This window comes from Natronobacillus azotifigens (genome assembly GCF_026805325.1).
Lineage (GTDB): Bacteria > Bacillota > Bacilli > Bacillales > Amphibacillaceae > Natronobacillus > Natronobacillus azotifigens.
Genome location: NZ_JAPRAT010000032.1, coordinates 17,981 through 34,354, shown reverse-complemented (window position 1 = coordinate 34,354; position 16,374 = coordinate 17,981). Strand labels below are relative to the sequence as shown.

The following is a 16,374-nucleotide window of genomic DNA, read 5'->3' as shown; positions in this document are numbered from 1 at the left end:
TACAAAGGTGAAATGAAACTTAAAGGAGGTGATGGCGAAGCAGGGATAACGTGTTTTGCTATTAAGTTTTTTTAACCAAGTCAACCAAATTAAATTTCCAAGGGGGAAGTATGATGTCAAAATTTTTAAAATTAACGGCATTTATGGTTTTAGCAATTTTATTATTAGCAGCGTGTAATGGTGGCGGAAACGATAATAACGATTCTGCAAATGATTCAGCAAATGATCCGGAAACAACAGAGGAAAGTTTCGGTGATGGTGAGATCGAATTAGTATTCTGGGAGTTTGGTAATACTGGCTACGATGTATTAATCGAAGAATATGTAGCGCAAAATCCACATATCTCCATTAATCTTCAAAACGCTGACATGAATGATGTGCATGATAACCTATTCACATCAATCTCTGCAGGTAGTGGTGCACCAGATATCGCAATGGTAGAAGAGGCTCAGATTGAGCGTTACCGTAATGCAGAGGATGCATTTCACAATTTATTTGACTTAGGAGCAGCCGATGTAGAAGACAACTTCCTTGATTGGGTATTCCAAAATGGAGGAAATGCAGACGGTACTTTCCAATTTGGTCTTCCAACAGACATTGGACCAACAGTAATGTTCTATCGTACAGATGTTTTTGAGGAAGCAGGATTTGATTCTTCTCCAGAAGCTGTTAATGAATTAGTTAACACATGGGAAGATTATGAAGCAGTTGCTAGAGAAATCTATGAAGAAACTGGTAAGTTAATGACGGACGCAGGAGAACTAGTATTCAACGCGCGTCGTGACCAAGCAACACAACAATATTTCAATGAAGATGATGAATTAATTATTGATGACCATCCTCAAATTAGAGAAGCATATGATTATGTTGCGAACTTGTTTGATGAAGGTTTAGTAGGAGATATTCCACTTTGGACTCCAGAATGGTTTGCTGGAATGGAAGAAGGAACTTACGCAACAATGCTAGCTCCAGCTTGGATGCAAGGACAAATCAAAGATAACAGCCCTGAAGAAGGAATTTGGTCAATTACAACAATGCCTGAAGGTGCTGGAAACTGGGGTGGATCTTACCTAACTGTTCCTTCAGAAAGTGAACATGCTGAAGAAGCTTACAATTTTATCGAATGGTTAACAGCTCCAGAACAACAATTAGAAGCATTCTTGAACTATGGTTTATTCCCGTCATCTCCACAAGTTTATGATATGCCAGAATTTATGGACTATGAAGATGAATATTTCGGAGGAATTGCAACAGCACAAGTATTCTCTGAAGCTGCACAATCAGTAATTCCAGTATACAAAGGTCGTTTATATTACCCAGTAGATGAAGAATTAAAAGAAGCGATTGATAACATGTCTGCAGGTAGTGACCCAGATGAGGAATGGGATGCAGCAGTAAGTAGAATTGAAAGAATTTTACAACGATAAAAAAATTGCGCGTGCCCTAAAAGATTAATGTCTTCTAGGGCACGCCAGTTATTGGAAATTCTGAATTTGATCAAAAATCATTAGGATATACGAAATTGAATGATTTATTATATACAACTAGTTACTAAGGTGGTTTTGTTTTGGTAAAATAAGAATAAATGAAACAATCTTAGTGAATAGTAAAAAAATCAACAAAGTGTATCGGTCCTGTGCAACAATCTAGTTACTACATTGTCAAAAGACCGAAGATTTTTTGAAAGTAATACAATATTTTTTGCAAGGGGGTAGCAAAGTTGAAGAAAACGAAAAAGAACAATCGACTTACTGATAAAAAACGCACGGCGGTAGCGGCTTATCTCTTTATTTCTCCGTTCTTCATTTTATTTGCCATTTTTGGTTTGTTTCCAATGCTATTTAGCTTTTACTTATCATTTTTTCGTTGGGATGGTTTAGACCCAATGACATTTAATGGTTTGAACAACTTTAGATTTATCTTTTCCGATCCCATTTTTTACTCATCAATTAAAAACACGTTTTTAATTGGATTGCTAGGAACGCTACCACAGATTCTCGTTTCGATGGTGATAGCTTTTGCCTTGAATTCAACACTTATCCGCTTTCGTAATGTGTTTAGAACATTAATTTTCTTACCTTATATTACGTCAATTGTTGCTGTGGCAATTATCTTTGGGCTTGTATTTAATAACCAGCCTTTTGGTTTTGCAAATTACATTCTTAGCCTTTTTGATGTAGGTCCAATTCGTTGGGGTGCAGAGTATTGGCCAGTTAAATTTGCAATTGCGACAATGGTATTCTGGCGTTGGGTTGGTTACAATACGATTATCTTCTTAGCTGGAATGCAAAGTATTCCAAGAGAGTTGTATGAAGCAGCAAAAATTGATGGAGCAACCATCATGCAACAGCTTCGTCTAATTACCCTACCGATGTTAAAACCAATTGTAATGTTTGTTGTGTTTACCGCTACAATCGGAAGTTTACAATTATTCACAGAGCCATTGATCTTTTTAGGACGTGGCTTTAGAGAAGAAGGAATTACTGTAGTTGCTTACTTATGGAGAGATGCATTTGTATATAATACATTTGGAACTGCATCTGCGGCAGCGATCGTGCTATTTGTCATTATTATTTCATTGACAGCACTGAATCTAGGGATATCTAGTCTGATCGGTCGTACAAAGAAAAGTAAAGTTAGTTAGGAGGGGTGAATATGTCAACAAGAGAAGTTGGAGAAGGGAAATTCTCCATAAAGAAATTTTTTGTTTATGTGGTTTTAGTAGGAGGATCTTTAGTTTCTTTGTTTCCTTTTTATTATATGTTTATCATGGCGACACGATTAAATCGTGAAATAAATTCTGTTCCACCACCATTCACACCAGGAACAAATTTAGTTGAGAACTTTCAAAAGGTAACAGATAATATTGATTTCTTTGGAGCGATGTGGAACTCATTATTCGTTTCTGCATCGATTACTTTTGGAACGCTATTTCTATGTTCTTTAGCAGGATATGCGTTTGCAAAATTAGAGTTCAAAGGTAAAAACATATTCTTCGGATTGATTCTAGTAACAATGATGGTTCCGCCCCAACTAGGCTTAATTCCGCAGTATTATATTATTACGGAGTTAAATTGGTTAAATGATTTTAGAGCGATCATTGTGCCAGGTTTAATTAATGCTTTCGGTATTTTTTGGATGAGGCAATATATCAATGAGGGTGTACCATATGAAATTGTTGAAGCGGCAAAAATTGATGGGTGCTCAAATTTCCGTATTTATTGGAATGTTGTAGTACCAATGATTCTTCCAGCTTTTGCGACGCTTGGAATTATCGTATTCATGCATGTGTGGAATGATTTCTTATGGCCACTTGTCGTACTACGAGATCCAGCGGTGCATACGTTACAAGTAGCGTTACGTGCATTGAATGACTCAAGACAAATGGATTATGGTATGATTATGTCAGGGACATTCTGGGCAACCGTGCCTCTAATCTTTGTATTCTTAATGTTCAACCGTTTATTTATTCAAAGTTTGTCTGAAGGTGCAGTAAAATAAATCAACTTTAATCAGTGGCAGGATATTTATTCTACCACTGATTGTTAACCTTAAAGCATGACCTAAAAGGCTTGATTACATTCTTCAAAAAAATTTAGGTTAATTTCTTAGCATTGAGGAGATATGCATTTTAGGTGATTCCAGATTAATTGGGAATCACCTATATTTTCTCGGTTGTAATATTCATATATGAGGTGATAATAATGAACAGAATGATTTTTATGATCGCTGAAACAGCTTATCGATTCATTGTTTTAAATTTCTTGTGGCTTGTTTTTACTCTCGCTGGACTAGGCATTTTTGGTTTTATGCCAGCAACAGTTGCAGTATTCCGTTTGATTAGAGAATGGTTAAAAGGAGAGAAAGATATTCCGTTGTTTCGAAGTTACCTTGCTTTTTATAAAGCCGAATTTGTATCCTCAAATCTTATAGGTGCATTATTTTTGGTTTTGTTTTATATTATATATGTGAACTTTTCTTTTGTTTCATACTTTTATACTAGCTCTATTCATTTGTATATTTATATTGTTATCTTTAGTGTAGCAACCGTTGTTGTGCTAAGTTTTCTCAATACCTTTTCAGTTATGGCTCACTTCAAGCACAAAAAAACAATTCGCTATTTTAAAACCGCTGTTGGTTTAGTTTTTGCTCGACCAGGGTTGTCATTGATGCAGTTAATATGGCTTTTTGCCTATATGCTTATTGCTGTAAATTACCCGACGGCGTTTATCGCAATAGGTATTAGCGTTTTTGCCTACGTGTTGATGAGTTTGAATTATTCGATTTTCAAAAAATTCAATGCAGTCTGATAATACATTACCTAGATTTGGGGAATAAAGTTATGGTTACGATTTATGACATCGCGAAAAAAACAGGATATTCGATTAGTACGGTTTCTAAGGTGCTTAATAATTACTCTGATGTTGGAGAGAAGGCAAAAAAAATCATTTCCGAAGCGGTAAATGAATTAGGATACTATCCTAATTCAAGTGCGAGAGCGCTTTCAACGAAAAGATCATGGACAATTGGTGTTGTTTTTGTTGAGGATTCGGGAATAGGAATTGAGCATCCATTTTTTAATGCTGTGATTGAAAGCTTTAAGAAATTCGCTGAGAAGGAAGGTTACGATCTTCTTTTCGCATCCAATAATATCGGAAATGAACCGAAAACATATGTCGACCACTTTCTATATCGAGGTGTAGACGGAGTAGTTGTTGTCTGCTCTGCATTAAATTCTCCTAATTTACAAAAATTAATTGAGTCTGATGTTCCTTCTGTCGTAATTGATATGGATATGAGGGGAGCAAATGTCGTTTATAGTGATAATGTGTATGGAAGTGAACTAGCGGTTGAATATTTACTTTCGTTGGGGCATAAAAAGATTGCTCATCTATATGGTAGTGAGACGTTATATGTTGGAGAGCAGAGGTTAAAGGGCTTTTATAAAGCAATGAAAAAGAATAACCTAGCAATAGTTCCAGAATACGTTGTTGATGGCGGCATCTTTACGTATGAGGGTGGAAAAGAAGCAATGAAACAAATTCTGAACTTAGAGGACCCACCAACTGCTATTTATGCAGCAGGGGATTTAATGGCAATTGGTGCCATTGCAGCAATTCAAGAAGCGGGATTGAATGTGCCAAACGATTTTTCTATCGTTGGTTTTGATGATATACAAATTAGTAAATATATGACTCCAGGGTTAACTACGATCAAGCAGGAGACTTCGTTAATAGGGAAAACTGCAGCGAATCTTCTCATTGATCAAATCAATACAATAGAAAAGCAATTGATGTCGGTTAAAATACCAGTGAGATTAATAGAAAGAACATCTTGTGCTGCTGTTATACAAGATGTTAAAAAACCTTTACACTTATAATAATAGAATGCAATTATTACTATTTATGATAGGACAGGAGTGGGTGACCAAATAAGGTCTCTCCATTTCCTTTTACATAATTTTTTACTTCAACACCTTTAGGGAGTGCAGAATAAGCCTTGCTAAATAATGGTTTTAACGCTAACTCGTAAGTTCCTCAAATAATTTCATCTAAAACGTTTTCGGGCAAAATGAGAATAATTGGAGATATTCAATTTTAAGACTATAGACAATCCAAGAAAAAATGTAAACGAATACATTATTACTAGCTTGTACAATAAAAAATTCAAAAAACGATTGATTTATTAATAAGTATCGTTTAAAATCATTACTGAAAGCGCTTTCGATTGATAATCTATAGACAAAATATTCAAGAAATATACATATTGTCTATTTTTTTAAAGCTCTACTAACGCGTGTTAGTAGAGAGCGATTCTAAAATACTAGATATTCAAACGTAAAAGCAATCTATCATTTTATAAGATAGTAAGATCACTTCATCATGTGGTAATAGTAATTATTTAAGGATGTAGCTAAAAGTATTTCTGAATAAAGTAGGTAAGCTTAGTTGTCTATATGCTTTATTAAAATGAAATGTTTCTTTTTAATAAGCTTCAACCAACTACATGAATAATAACAAATCGAAGAAAATATTGTAGGTTGTCTGCAATGTAGTATAGATAATCAACTATTCTTTAAGGGGGTGATGCTTTAATACGTTTGGCAACACAATTTACTAAAAAAATAATGGAGGTTATTTTGCATGAAGCTTAAAAAAGCATTTATTGTTTTACTAGCAGTACTTTTAGTTAGTTCTAATTTTAGCTTTATTGGTAGTGTTTCTGCTTCAGAAAGTTCAAATGCTAATCCTAGAGCAGGTGTAGACAGAAGCTCAAATCCAGAAGATAATGGGTGGAACTTAACTTTTTCTGATGAATTTGATGGTGATGAAATAAATATGGATAATTGGAGCTTTGATGAGCCCACAAATGGTAGATGGAACGATGAAGTACAATCGTATACAGAGGACAACGCTTGGGTTGAAGATGGCAATCTAATTATTGAGGCTAGAAAAGAAGATATTACAGAGCCAGATGGTCAAGTATATAACTATTCTTCATCTAAACTCTGGACAAAAGATAAGAAGATGTTGACTTATGGAAGGGTAGATGTAAGAGCGAAATTACCAGAAGGACAAGGTATGTGGCCGGCAATTTGGATGATGCCAAATGATGAGCCATTTTATGGGACATGGCCAGTAAGTGGAGAAATTGACATTATGGAGCTGTTAGGACATGAGCCTCACAAGGTCCATGGAGCAATTCATTACGGTGAACCAAAGGGAGCAAGAGAAGCGACATACACATTAGAAAATGGAACTTTTGCTGATGATTATCATGTGTTTAGTATAGAATGGGAACCTGGAGAAATTCGTTGGTATGTGGATGATGTTCTTTTCCATACTGCAAATGACTGGTTCACTAAACATCCTGATAATGCAGATGAGTACACGTATCCTGCACCATTCGACCAACCGTTCATGTTAATTCTTAATATTTCCGTTGGTGGTGGATGGCCTGGAAATCCTGACGAGTCTACTGTATTTCCACAACAAATGAAAGTTGATTATGTAAGATTTTACGAAAAAGATGAATATCCAGTACATGAAAAACCAGAGAGTGCTGGAGAAGTAAGAGCACCTCTAGAAGATGGTAATTATGTATATAATGGTGACTTTGCTAGTACAGATTATTGGACATTTTCAAAAGCTGATGGCGGAAATGCAGACTTTGAAGTTAATAACGGCGCATTAGATGTTAAAATTGAATCAGGTGGAACTTCTGAACACGCTGTTCAAGTACTTCAAGCCCCTATACATCTAGAACAAGGTGCTACCTACAGAGCATCCTTTAGTGCAAAGGCTGAGGATGAAAGACCGGTAAAAGTTAAAATAGGTGGAGATGGAGATGCTGGTTGGGCGGATTATGCTGGAAAAGATCCAATCACTATTTCTACTGAATGGGACGAGTATGAATTTGAATTTAAGATGGGAAATTCAACTGATGTGAAAGCAAGATATGAATTTAATATGGGACAAAGTGATATTGATATTTCTTTTAGTGATGTTAGATTAGAAAAAATCGCTGATCCTGACCCTGCGGATATGATAAGAGGTCCACTTCCAACAGGAAATTATATCTATAATGGTACGTTTGATCAAGGTGAAGGAAGAATGGGATTCTGGGAATTCCAAACGGACGAAACTGCAGATGCAACTTACTATATTGGTAGTGCAATAAATGAAAGAAGATTTGACGCATTAATTACCGATGGCGGTAACGATGTCAATTCTGTACAATTAACACAAAGCGATTTTCGATTAGAGAACGGAAGAGAATACGAATTAACTTTTGACGCAAGTGCAGAAGCTGAGAGAGATGTTCAAGTAGCTTTTACAAACTCAGATGCAGAAGTTGTTTATGAGGAAACCATTTCTTTATCAACAGAAACAAAACAACATACCGTTCAATTTACGATGGAAGCTGAAGGAGATAATAACTCCATCCTTCAATTTAATCTGGGTGGTAATAACAATGATGTATATATCGACAATGTATTTTTAGAAAGACTTCCATTAGGTGTAGAAGTGGGGAACCTTCTAGAAAACGGAATATTTGATTCTTTATCTGGATGGAGAAGAGAAGCATATAACCCAGCGAAAGCGACTTTCTCTGAAGAAGATGGACAGGCTAAAGTTTCTATCACTAATATCGGTGATGCAGATTGGAATATTCAATTGTTCCAAACTGGAGTTGAAATTGAGCAAGGTGAAACATATGAGGTTTCATTTGATGCGAAATCAACATTAGATCGACCATTACGTGTGCAAGTTCAACGCAATGGTGAAGAAGATGACATATGGACAGGATACTCTGATCAAACAGTCACATTAACGGAGGAATTGCAAACGTTTACTTATTCTTTCGAAATGTCAGAACCAACTGATTTATCATCTAAGTTCGGTTTTGCTTTAGGAAAAGATGATGAAGGTTTAACTCCTGAAGAAGCACATGATGTATTCATTGACAATGTTTCGGTTAGAAAAGTTGAAGATCCAACAGATCCAGAAGAAAATATCATTGAAGTAGAAAGTGGAACGAAAACACCTGTTTCTTCCAACGAAGTAGTAAAATTAAAAGATACAAAGACATCGATTAAAATGCCAGCGAACCTACCAGAAGGTGCTACGATTTCAATAGAGCCAGTAGAAGAACCAGTACAAAATAAAGACCGTAAACCAGCTGGCGATGTAATCAAAGTAGACCTTCAAGGTGCAGAAGGTGCAACTGGATTTGTATTAGAGTTAGGATACGAAGAAGGCTATGATGATGTAGCGATCTTCTATTATAATGAAGATACAGAAGAATGGGAACTTGTTGGTGGGGATATGAACCCAGAAACAAACACTATCAGTCTGACAGTTGACCACTTCTCGACATATGGTGTGTTTGAAATTGATCCAGAAACAATCGTCGAAGAATTATTAAATAGAATTAATGATTTAGAGAATCGAATTAATGAATTAGAAAATAACGATGATGTTAAAGAGCTAGAAAAATTAGTAGAGCAATTACAAAATGAGATTGAAGAACTTAAAGCTTCACATAGCGATTTAGGAGATCAAGTTTCTCATTTAGAAACACTTATCAATGAACTTAACAGTAAAATTGAAGAATTACAAGCTCAATTACCTGATTCTCCAGAAGAACCAGAAAACCGTAATGGTGAAGGCGGAGAAGTTGAAAGTAATGATGAAGAAACTGCTGAAGGCGTAGATTCTGAAGAAACTGCTAAAGATGGTACAAAAGGTGAAGGTGAACTACCAAGCACTGCAACAAATGTATTTAACTATCTATTAGCGGGTATGTTATTACTCACCATCGGTGGTGTTTCATTCATCATAAAAAGAAAGAAACTGGGATAATGTAGATAGCGTTCGACTATCTATACTAATCCAGGTAAATGTATTAGTCGGTTAACAGTTCATTTGTTAACCGACTTCTCTATATAAAAAATTTAACAGTTTTCAATTTAAACAAGTTGACACGTCCAGGATAATAGTAAAAATGTATCAAAATAAATAGAGAAACCGGTATAATTTTAAAAAAACTTAATCTATAACGGGAGTGTATATTTATGATGAAACATAAAAAAAGTCTAATTGTGCTTGTTATCGCTTTATTGATGTTATCTGTTTCTTCAGTAGTTTATGCAAACAATCCAGTAACAGAAGATAGCTTATTTGCCCCTTTTAACAACCATGATGCGAATAACTGGCAAATATCCGATGGATGGAAAAATGATGACGTTTTCTTTGGTTCACATTGGAGTGCCAATCGAGTGAATTTTAACGGTGGTGAACTAGAATTATCATTACGCAGAAATGATGCGTACGCACGCCCATATAATTATGAGAGTGGAGAATATGCAACCAATAATTTTTACGGGTATGGACTCTATGAAGTTTCTATGAAGCCGTCAAATGTGTCTGGTGTTATTTCATCCTTTTTCACTTATACGGGACCATCCTATAATGGAGCCCCTTGGGATGAGATAGACATAGAATTTTTAGGGAATGATACAACAAAAGTTCAGTTTAATTATTACACGAACGGTGTTGGTGGAAATGAAATTCTTTATGATTTAGGTTTTGATGCTTCCGAAAATTTTAACACCTATGCGTTTGACTGGCAACCAAATTATATTAGCTGGTACGTTAATGGACAGTTAGTTGCTACAGCTACAGAAAATATCCCTAGCAATCCAAGTAAAATTATGATGAACATTTGGAATACCTATGGTATCGATGAATGGGCTGGTCGTTATGCTGGTCAAGATGCAAATGCATATTATGAGTGGGTTCGGTATACACCAAGTACAGGAGCGGGCCAACAACCACCAGCAGTAGCTCAAGATTTCCAATTACGAGCGTGTGATTTTAATGATGCAAGAGGGGTTACGTCATGGAATTGTGGGGTAGGTTCTTTTAGTTCAGGAAATTGGATCAAGTTTGATAATGTCAATTTTTCTACTGGCTACAATGCGTTTGCGGTCAGTTACTCATCACCTCTTCAAGGAAGTTTTGATATAAGGATTGGTAGTCCAAGCGGTAGAATAATTGGCACGGTTGATTATGGGCCTACAGGTGATTGGTCAAGTTACGAATGGAATGGAACCCCTAATTTAGATAGTAGTGTCCGTGGATTTCATGATGTCTATATTGTATCTACTAGTGGTACAGCAAATTTAAGCGAGTTTTGGTTTAAAAATGAATAGAAAATAGACGTGTAAGATAAATTCAATAATTTTGTCTATCGAAGAGGTTGTCGAAAAGGTTACTATAACCTACATGGCAGCCTTTTTCTATTTGAAAGAAGAGACTAGAAAATGGGATGCAAAACCATCTAGATTTTCTGATATAATAGGATAAATATCAGTAAATAGGTGGAGACTTTATGCGTAGTGAAGATTTAGCAAAAATTTTAGGGTTATCTAGAAGTACGATATCAAGAGTGATAAATAATTATCCAGATATACCACAAGTTACAAGAGATAAGGTTTGGAAAGCGATTGAAGAATATAATTACGCTCCCAATGCTTCAGCGAGAAAGTTAGCAGGGGTGAAAAACAAAATGATTGCAATCATCTTATTAGATATAAAAGATAACGAAGACTTACATCACATAAAAACAACGGATCATACATTAATTCATGAAAATCCATTTTTTTCACCTATTGTTACCGCGGTGATTGACCAGGCAAATAAAATGGATTATTATGCACTAGTCTCGATTGTATATTCAAAGAATGATCTGAAAAAGGTACGGAATATCTTCCATCAGAAGCTAATTGACGGTGCCGTTTTTGTAGGTACACAAGAAGCAGAAAATGATCTTATCTTTGATCTCATTGCACAAAAACATTTAGTGGCTATGATTGACACGAGTGAAGTGAATAATGCTAATCATAATGCGATCTATATTAATGCGGATAACTATGAGGGCAGTGTTAAGGCGGTATCTTATCTATTAGAACTTGGACATACTTCTGTTGGTATTATTACAGGGAATTTAAATAAATTATCTGCAATAGAAAGGTTAGTTGGATTTAAATCAACCTTAAAAAAACAAGGAATAGACGTAACAGAGCATATGATTTACGAGGGAGACTTTACAGAAGCGAGTGGCTATGAAGGTGCAAAGCATTTTTTAACAGCATCTAATCCACCGACAGCAATTTTTGTCAGCAATGATACGATGGTGGTGGGCGCATATAAAGCAATAAGTGAACTAGGGTTGCGTGTTCCGCAAGATATATCCATTATTGGATTTGATAATTCCTTTTTCTCACCTTATTTAAATCCACCATTAACAACCATCGACATCTCTTTTTCAGGGATAGCGAAAAGAGCAACAACACTTCTTATTGAATCCATCGAGCAAGAGCAACAGCGCGGGATTGTAGAAAAGGCAAATGCAACACTTGTCGAAAGAGAATCGTGTCAAAGACTAAAAAAATGAAAGAAAAAATCAAGGTACAAACCCCCTTTTTTTCTTTAATATAGTGGTTTTTTCTGTTGTGTATTTCCAATATGAAGATTGGGCTATCTAAGACAAAAAACGTCAATTGACCATAAATGGTTAGTTGACGTTTTTGTTTTTGGGTCGCATTATTAGTCCATATGTTTCACCTATAACAGTTTGTCCTATCAATCTTCTTCAATCAGGTAGAAGATGACCGAATAGAAAAAGTTGGATGGAGTTTATAAATTATATTGTTGAACAAATGAGTTCAATTGATTTGTTATAGACTTTAACTCTTGGGTTTTTTTCGTTAAATCATCGACTTGTTGTTGCTGGTTTTCAATGGTTTCCGTGACTTGCTCGACATTCAACACAGCACTTTCGGAAGTAGCTGCTGTTTCATGAATCGCTGTTTGAATCAATTCATTTTTCGTGTTCATCTCATTAATCGATTCAGAGTTGGCCTTTACCTTCTCTGTCATCTCATTAATATTATGATATATTTCTTTGAAATATTCTCCAGAGTCATTGATAGAAGTTACACTATCCTTGGCTTCCAATCTACCCTTGTCCAACGTATCTGTAACACTTTTTGTTTCCGTATTAATACTAGAAACGATATTAGCAATTTGTTTAACGCTCTCTTCCACTTGGTCCGAAAGCTTTCTAATTTCAGAAGCTACTACGGCAAAACCTTTACCATAGTCACCAGCTCTCGCAGCTTCAATGGAGGCATTTAAAGCTAATAAATTTGTCTGTTCTGCAATATCTTTAATTACCTGGATAAAACGAGTGATTTGATCTGTTCTTTCGTGTAGTAAATGAATCTTCTCATTTGATTCCGTAACTGTTTGACTTAGCAAATTAATAGTATTTTTCGAGCTAGTCATTTTTTCATTACCTTTATAGGTTATGTCCTGAATAAAAGAAGCAGATTCATTCATCGTTTGACTGCCACTATTAATTTTGCTCAAATGGCCAGTAAAGTCTTTGACAGAGTCAGAAACATCAGTAAAAGTACTAGATTGTTCTTCCATTCCTGCCATTAGGTGTTGCATATTGTCAAATACATTCGAGCTTCCTTCTCTTATTGTTTCCGTAAACTTAGATAGAAACTCAGTTTTTTCTTCAACCGTTTTGGAAACTTCCGAAATTTGGGTCATCGTTTCTAACAATCTGTTTTTCGTCTCATTTAAGGTTATAGAAATTGTACCTAACTCGTCTTTTCCGGAATCCTTTATATCAGAGAGGTTTAGATTTCCACCAGTTAATTCCTTACTAAATCCTATTATCCTTGTTAATCTTTTTTTGATTCCTAAATGAATTACCATTAACATGATAGTTGCAAGAGCTAAGGAAATGATAAAGGAAATAACTAAAGCATTAGATGAAGATGCTAAACTCGCATTAGTAGTAGCGATTGCTTCTTGGCGTTCGTTGTTTACGTTAAGAAGCAACTGTTCTAAGGCAAAGTTCGTTCTGTTTCTTAGACTGTCGGCAGTAGTTATGACACTTCGAAAATATCTAAATTGATTAACCGCTTCTTCCTGCTGACCCAAAAGTGCTTCTTCGAGATCGTAATACATATTATCTAGTTCTTCGGTATTGTCTCTAATTATCTGCAATAAATTGATCATTTCCGGGGTAGTAAAATAAGGTTCAACAGTATCTAACATATCTACGAAAGCGCTTTCGTTTTCGGCGTAAGTAAGTGTTAGATCTTCTGTAGGCTCTGCCAATGACTGCATAATAATGCTATATCGCTCTTCTAAGAGATAATTCATTTGTGACAACATAATAGAACGAGAAACACTTTGTTCCTGGTTTTCCATGTCACTTTGGACATTTGTTAATGTGATAAAAACAAACGTTGAAGATAAAAAGAACAAGAAAATAATAAAACAAAATACAGACATGTACTTCCATGTAAGCCTAACATTATTTAAACTTCTTCTCTTCCATATGAGCTTGAGATTATGTAAATTCATTATGTTCCGTTTCTCCTTACCTTTCTTGTTACGCAACTTTTTTGTTTTTTTAAAGATTTTCTTCATATGACCATCCCATCTGCTTTGTTTAGTAACGAATATTTTGAAACAATTCACATATTATCTATATCGACAACTAAAGCGCTTTCTTAATAGTTTTTTATTAAAAAATTTAAATTTTTTAATAGAGAAGACTGGTAAAATAGATAAAGAACTAGGAACGTAACAGGTGCTGAAATAAATGATTTACACATATCTGTACAAAGTGGTGTTTTATTAGAAAATCATTCAAATAAATAACAATTTTCTTTTACTCGTAAACTTAACTAAAGAGGGGCAATTACATGAAAATAAAAATGTTTAGAAGTATGAGTGACTAAGGATTAGATAAAAAAATCATTTCTTAATCCGTATCCCCTTGACACGACTTTGTATAACGATTAAACTAAGTATAGAAGTTATTGGAAAAGATGACAAATATCAAACAAGGAAAAGGAGGACTTATATGTAATTGACATAAGCCTACCTAGCAGTAGGATAACGAAAAGGTGGTTGTCAAAAACATAGCTAAGCATGTAACGAAAAAATTATAGCATAAATTTTGATAACGCTTACATTATGGAGGGGTTTGATGAATCGGGTAGTTTTAGTAGACGATGAACAGTTCGTTAGAAAAGGAATTCGGGCCTTAGTCAATTGGGAAAAAATTAAGTACCAAGTGGTGGGAGAAGCGAGCAACGGAGAAGATGCGTTAGAAATGATTCTAAAACAAAAACCTGATGTTGTCTTAACAGATATACGCATGCCTATTTATGATGGTTTAAAATTAATTAATTTTGTCAAGCAAAAATCAACACACGTTCCAAAATTTGTTATCGTAAGTGGCTATAATGATTTTAAATATGCCCAACGTGCTGTTCGTATGGGTGTAACAGATTTTATATTAAAACCAATTGACAAAAAAGAACTAGAAAATACATTCTTAAGTTTAACTGAGGTCATTGAACAGGAACGAATGAAGGAACAATTAAATAAACGTTTTCTAAACACAAGTCTATTTCAACGAATTGTCATGGAAAGGGAAGAGCCGAAACCAAAAGAAATCACTTTACTCGTAGGTGATAGTCAGACGAACATCTGTTATGTCATAGTCGATATTCGCGATTATCTGAATTGGGAGTTGATTGAACAAGACCTCATAAAAGCAATTACGAGCTTTATTGGAGACGAACAGATCTTTATTCATCCAATAGAACGAGGAGAATTTGGAGTTGTTTTTCGTGAACAACACCTTCCCAACCATTTTAATGGACTGTCCCCATTTTTATTACGATTCAAAAAGCATATCGAAAAAGAAATAAACAAAAAGATTTTTCTCTTTGCGGGAGAGTTAAACAAAGGATTCGAGGGATTGCGAGCATCTTATCAGTCTGCTCGAATTGCTAGTGATCGGCGTTATAGTCAACTTCATGATGATCCCCTTGTATTCCAAAAAAGATTTGAGGAAGAAGAGGGGCAACTAAAATATCAATATATTGATCAGATATTAGAAAAAATAGAAGAAAACAATATTGATATGATTCATCAACTCGTAGACGAATGGGTAAGGGATGTAGTGACCATATCCGCTTCGATGGAGTCGGTTAAGATGTTCATCTTTCATCTTGAAAAGGAATTGAAAGGTGCGATCCGACGTGTAACAGATGAAGGGGATGAGGAGACAAGATTAGGTTCACTTACTGCTGTTTGTGAAGAGAAAAAAACGCTAGCTGAATTAAAAGATGCAATGAAAATCTATGTCATTAGCGCAGGGAAATTATTGTGTCAATTAAATAAAGAGAAACATAGTGGTGACATTTACAAAGTGAAAAACTATATTGATAAGCATTATAAAGAAAACTTAACCTTGAAGAAGATAGCAAATGAGTTTTATATGAACCCTGTATATCTTGGTCAGTTGTTCAAGAAAAATCATGGGACATACTTTAAAGATTACTTGCTAAACGTACGAATGGAAAAAGCAAAGCAACTATTACGTCAGACTGATCTGCGAATTTACGAGGTAGCAGATCAAATTGGTTTTTCTAGCCCTGATTATTTTGTTGTGCAGTTTGAAAAAAAAGAAGGGATGACACCATCTAACTATCGCCAACGGATACTCAATATATAAAATGAATAAGAAGAAATAAAAGACCTATCTGCGAATCAAGTGAAGATTCACAGATGGGTCTTTGTTGTTGCTTAGGAAAAGATAAAATGTTGAACACCAGATGATTTTAGGACAGAAATAGCCACGTCTAGATCAAGTGCCAAAACTCCACGGGTTGAAATTTTTCTTCACCTTTTTATCCCGGAGCAACCGTCCGTAAGACTCCCACTTCAAAACAACGAGAATATCAAGTTGTTTACGTGGGAGTAACGG

General features: G+C 35.2%; 9 protein-coding genes and 2 pseudogenes. 10 read left to right on the top strand and 1 reads right to left on the bottom strand.

Annotated features, from left to right (window positions below):
• Positions 1-113: 113 nt before the first annotated feature.
• From OWO01_RS13895 to OWO01_RS13855, 9 genes and pseudogenes are all read left to right on the top strand, one after another.
• On the top strand, positions 114-1,427 hold the full coding sequence (locus tag OWO01_RS13895; RefSeq protein WP_268781065.1) for an ABC transporter substrate-binding protein: 1,314 nt from the start codon (positions 114-116) through the stop codon (positions 1,425-1,427).
• A gap of 293 nt (positions 1,428-1,720) precedes the next feature.
• Positions 1,721-2,644 carry a carbohydrate ABC transporter permease gene (locus OWO01_RS13890; RefSeq protein ID WP_268781064.1) on the top strand — a complete coding sequence of 308 codons (924 nt, stop codon included), beginning with the start codon at positions 1,721-1,723 and terminating at the stop codon, positions 2,642-2,644.
• A gap of 11 nt (positions 2,645-2,655) precedes the next feature.
• Positions 2,656-3,501, top strand: coding sequence for a carbohydrate ABC transporter permease (locus OWO01_RS13885; protein WP_268781063.1), 846 nt, complete (start codon positions 2,656-2,658; stop codon positions 3,499-3,501).
• A gap of 203 nt (positions 3,502-3,704) precedes the next feature.
• Complete coding sequence (locus OWO01_RS13880; RefSeq protein ID WP_268781062.1) at positions 3,705-4,310, top strand: YesL family protein; 606 nt, start codon at positions 3,705-3,707, stop codon at positions 4,308-4,310.
• Between the two features lie 32 nt (positions 4,311-4,342).
• Positions 4,343-5,380 (top strand): LacI family DNA-binding transcriptional regulator, encoded by a 1,038-nt coding sequence (locus OWO01_RS13875; RefSeq protein WP_268781061.1) that lies wholly within the window; start codon positions 4,343-4,345, stop codon positions 5,378-5,380.
• Positions 5,381-6,143: 763 nt separating this feature from the next.
• Positions 6,144-9,365, top strand: a complete 3,222-nt coding sequence (locus tag OWO01_RS13870) for a carbohydrate binding domain-containing protein (RefSeq protein WP_268781060.1) — start codon at positions 6,144-6,146, stop codon at positions 9,363-9,365.
• A gap of 215 nt (positions 9,366-9,580) precedes the next feature.
• Positions 9,581-10,318, top strand: a pseudogene (gene bglS / locus OWO01_RS16080) (beta-glucanase); the annotation flags it as partial.
• Between the two features lie 75 nt (positions 10,319-10,393).
• Positions 10,394-10,717, top strand: a pseudogene (locus tag OWO01_RS16075) (carbohydrate-binding protein); the annotation flags it as partial.
• 179 nt (positions 10,718-10,896) lie between these two features.
• Positions 10,897-11,961, top strand: a complete 1,065-nt coding sequence (locus OWO01_RS13855) for a LacI family DNA-binding transcriptional regulator (protein WP_268781059.1) — start codon at positions 10,897-10,899, stop codon at positions 11,959-11,961.
• A 242-nt stretch (positions 11,962-12,203) separates the two neighbouring features.
• On the opposite strand, the gene OWO01_RS13850 is transcribed toward OWO01_RS13855, so the two are convergent.
• Positions 12,204-13,952 carry a methyl-accepting chemotaxis protein gene (locus OWO01_RS13850; protein WP_268781058.1) on the bottom strand — a complete coding sequence of 583 codons (1,749 nt, stop codon included), beginning with the start codon at positions 13,950-13,952 and terminating at the stop codon, positions 12,204-12,206.
• A 631-nt stretch (positions 13,953-14,583) separates the two neighbouring features.
• Here OWO01_RS13850 and OWO01_RS13845 point away from each other — a divergent pair.
• Positions 14,584-16,122 (top strand): response regulator transcription factor, encoded by a 1,539-nt coding sequence (locus OWO01_RS13845; protein WP_268781057.1) that lies wholly within the window; start codon positions 14,584-14,586, stop codon positions 16,120-16,122.
• Positions 16,123-16,374 lie beyond the last annotated feature (252 nt).

What these genes read in the sequence shown, in the direction of transcription:
- OWO01_RS13895 (WP_268781065.1), top strand. Translation starts at nt 114, where the DNA reads ATGTCAAAATTTTTAAAATTAACGGCATTTATGGTTTTAGCAATTTTA.
- OWO01_RS13885 (WP_268781063.1), top strand. Translation starts at nt 2,656, where the DNA reads ATGTCAACAAGAGAAGTTGGAGAAGGGAAATTCTCCATAAAGAAATTT.
- OWO01_RS13880 (WP_268781062.1), top strand. Translation starts at nt 3,705, where the DNA reads ATGAACAGAATGATTTTTATGATCGCTGAAACAGCTTATCGATTCATT.
- OWO01_RS13875 (WP_268781061.1), top strand. Translation starts at nt 4,343, where the DNA reads ATGGTTACGATTTATGACATCGCGAAAAAAACAGGATATTCGATTAGT.
- OWO01_RS13870 (WP_268781060.1), top strand. Translation starts at nt 6,144, where the DNA reads ATGAAGCTTAAAAAAGCATTTATTGTTTTACTAGCAGTACTTTTAGTT.
- OWO01_RS13855 (WP_268781059.1), top strand. Translation starts at nt 10,897, where the DNA reads ATGCGTAGTGAAGATTTAGCAAAAATTTTAGGGTTATCTAGAAGTACG.
- OWO01_RS13850 (WP_268781058.1), bottom strand. Translation starts at nt 13,952, where the DNA reads ATGAATTTACATAATCTCAAGCTCATATGGAAGAGAAGAAGTTTAAAT.
- OWO01_RS13845 (WP_268781057.1), top strand. Translation starts at nt 14,584, where the DNA reads ATGAATCGGGTAGTTTTAGTAGACGATGAACAGTTCGTTAGAAAAGGA.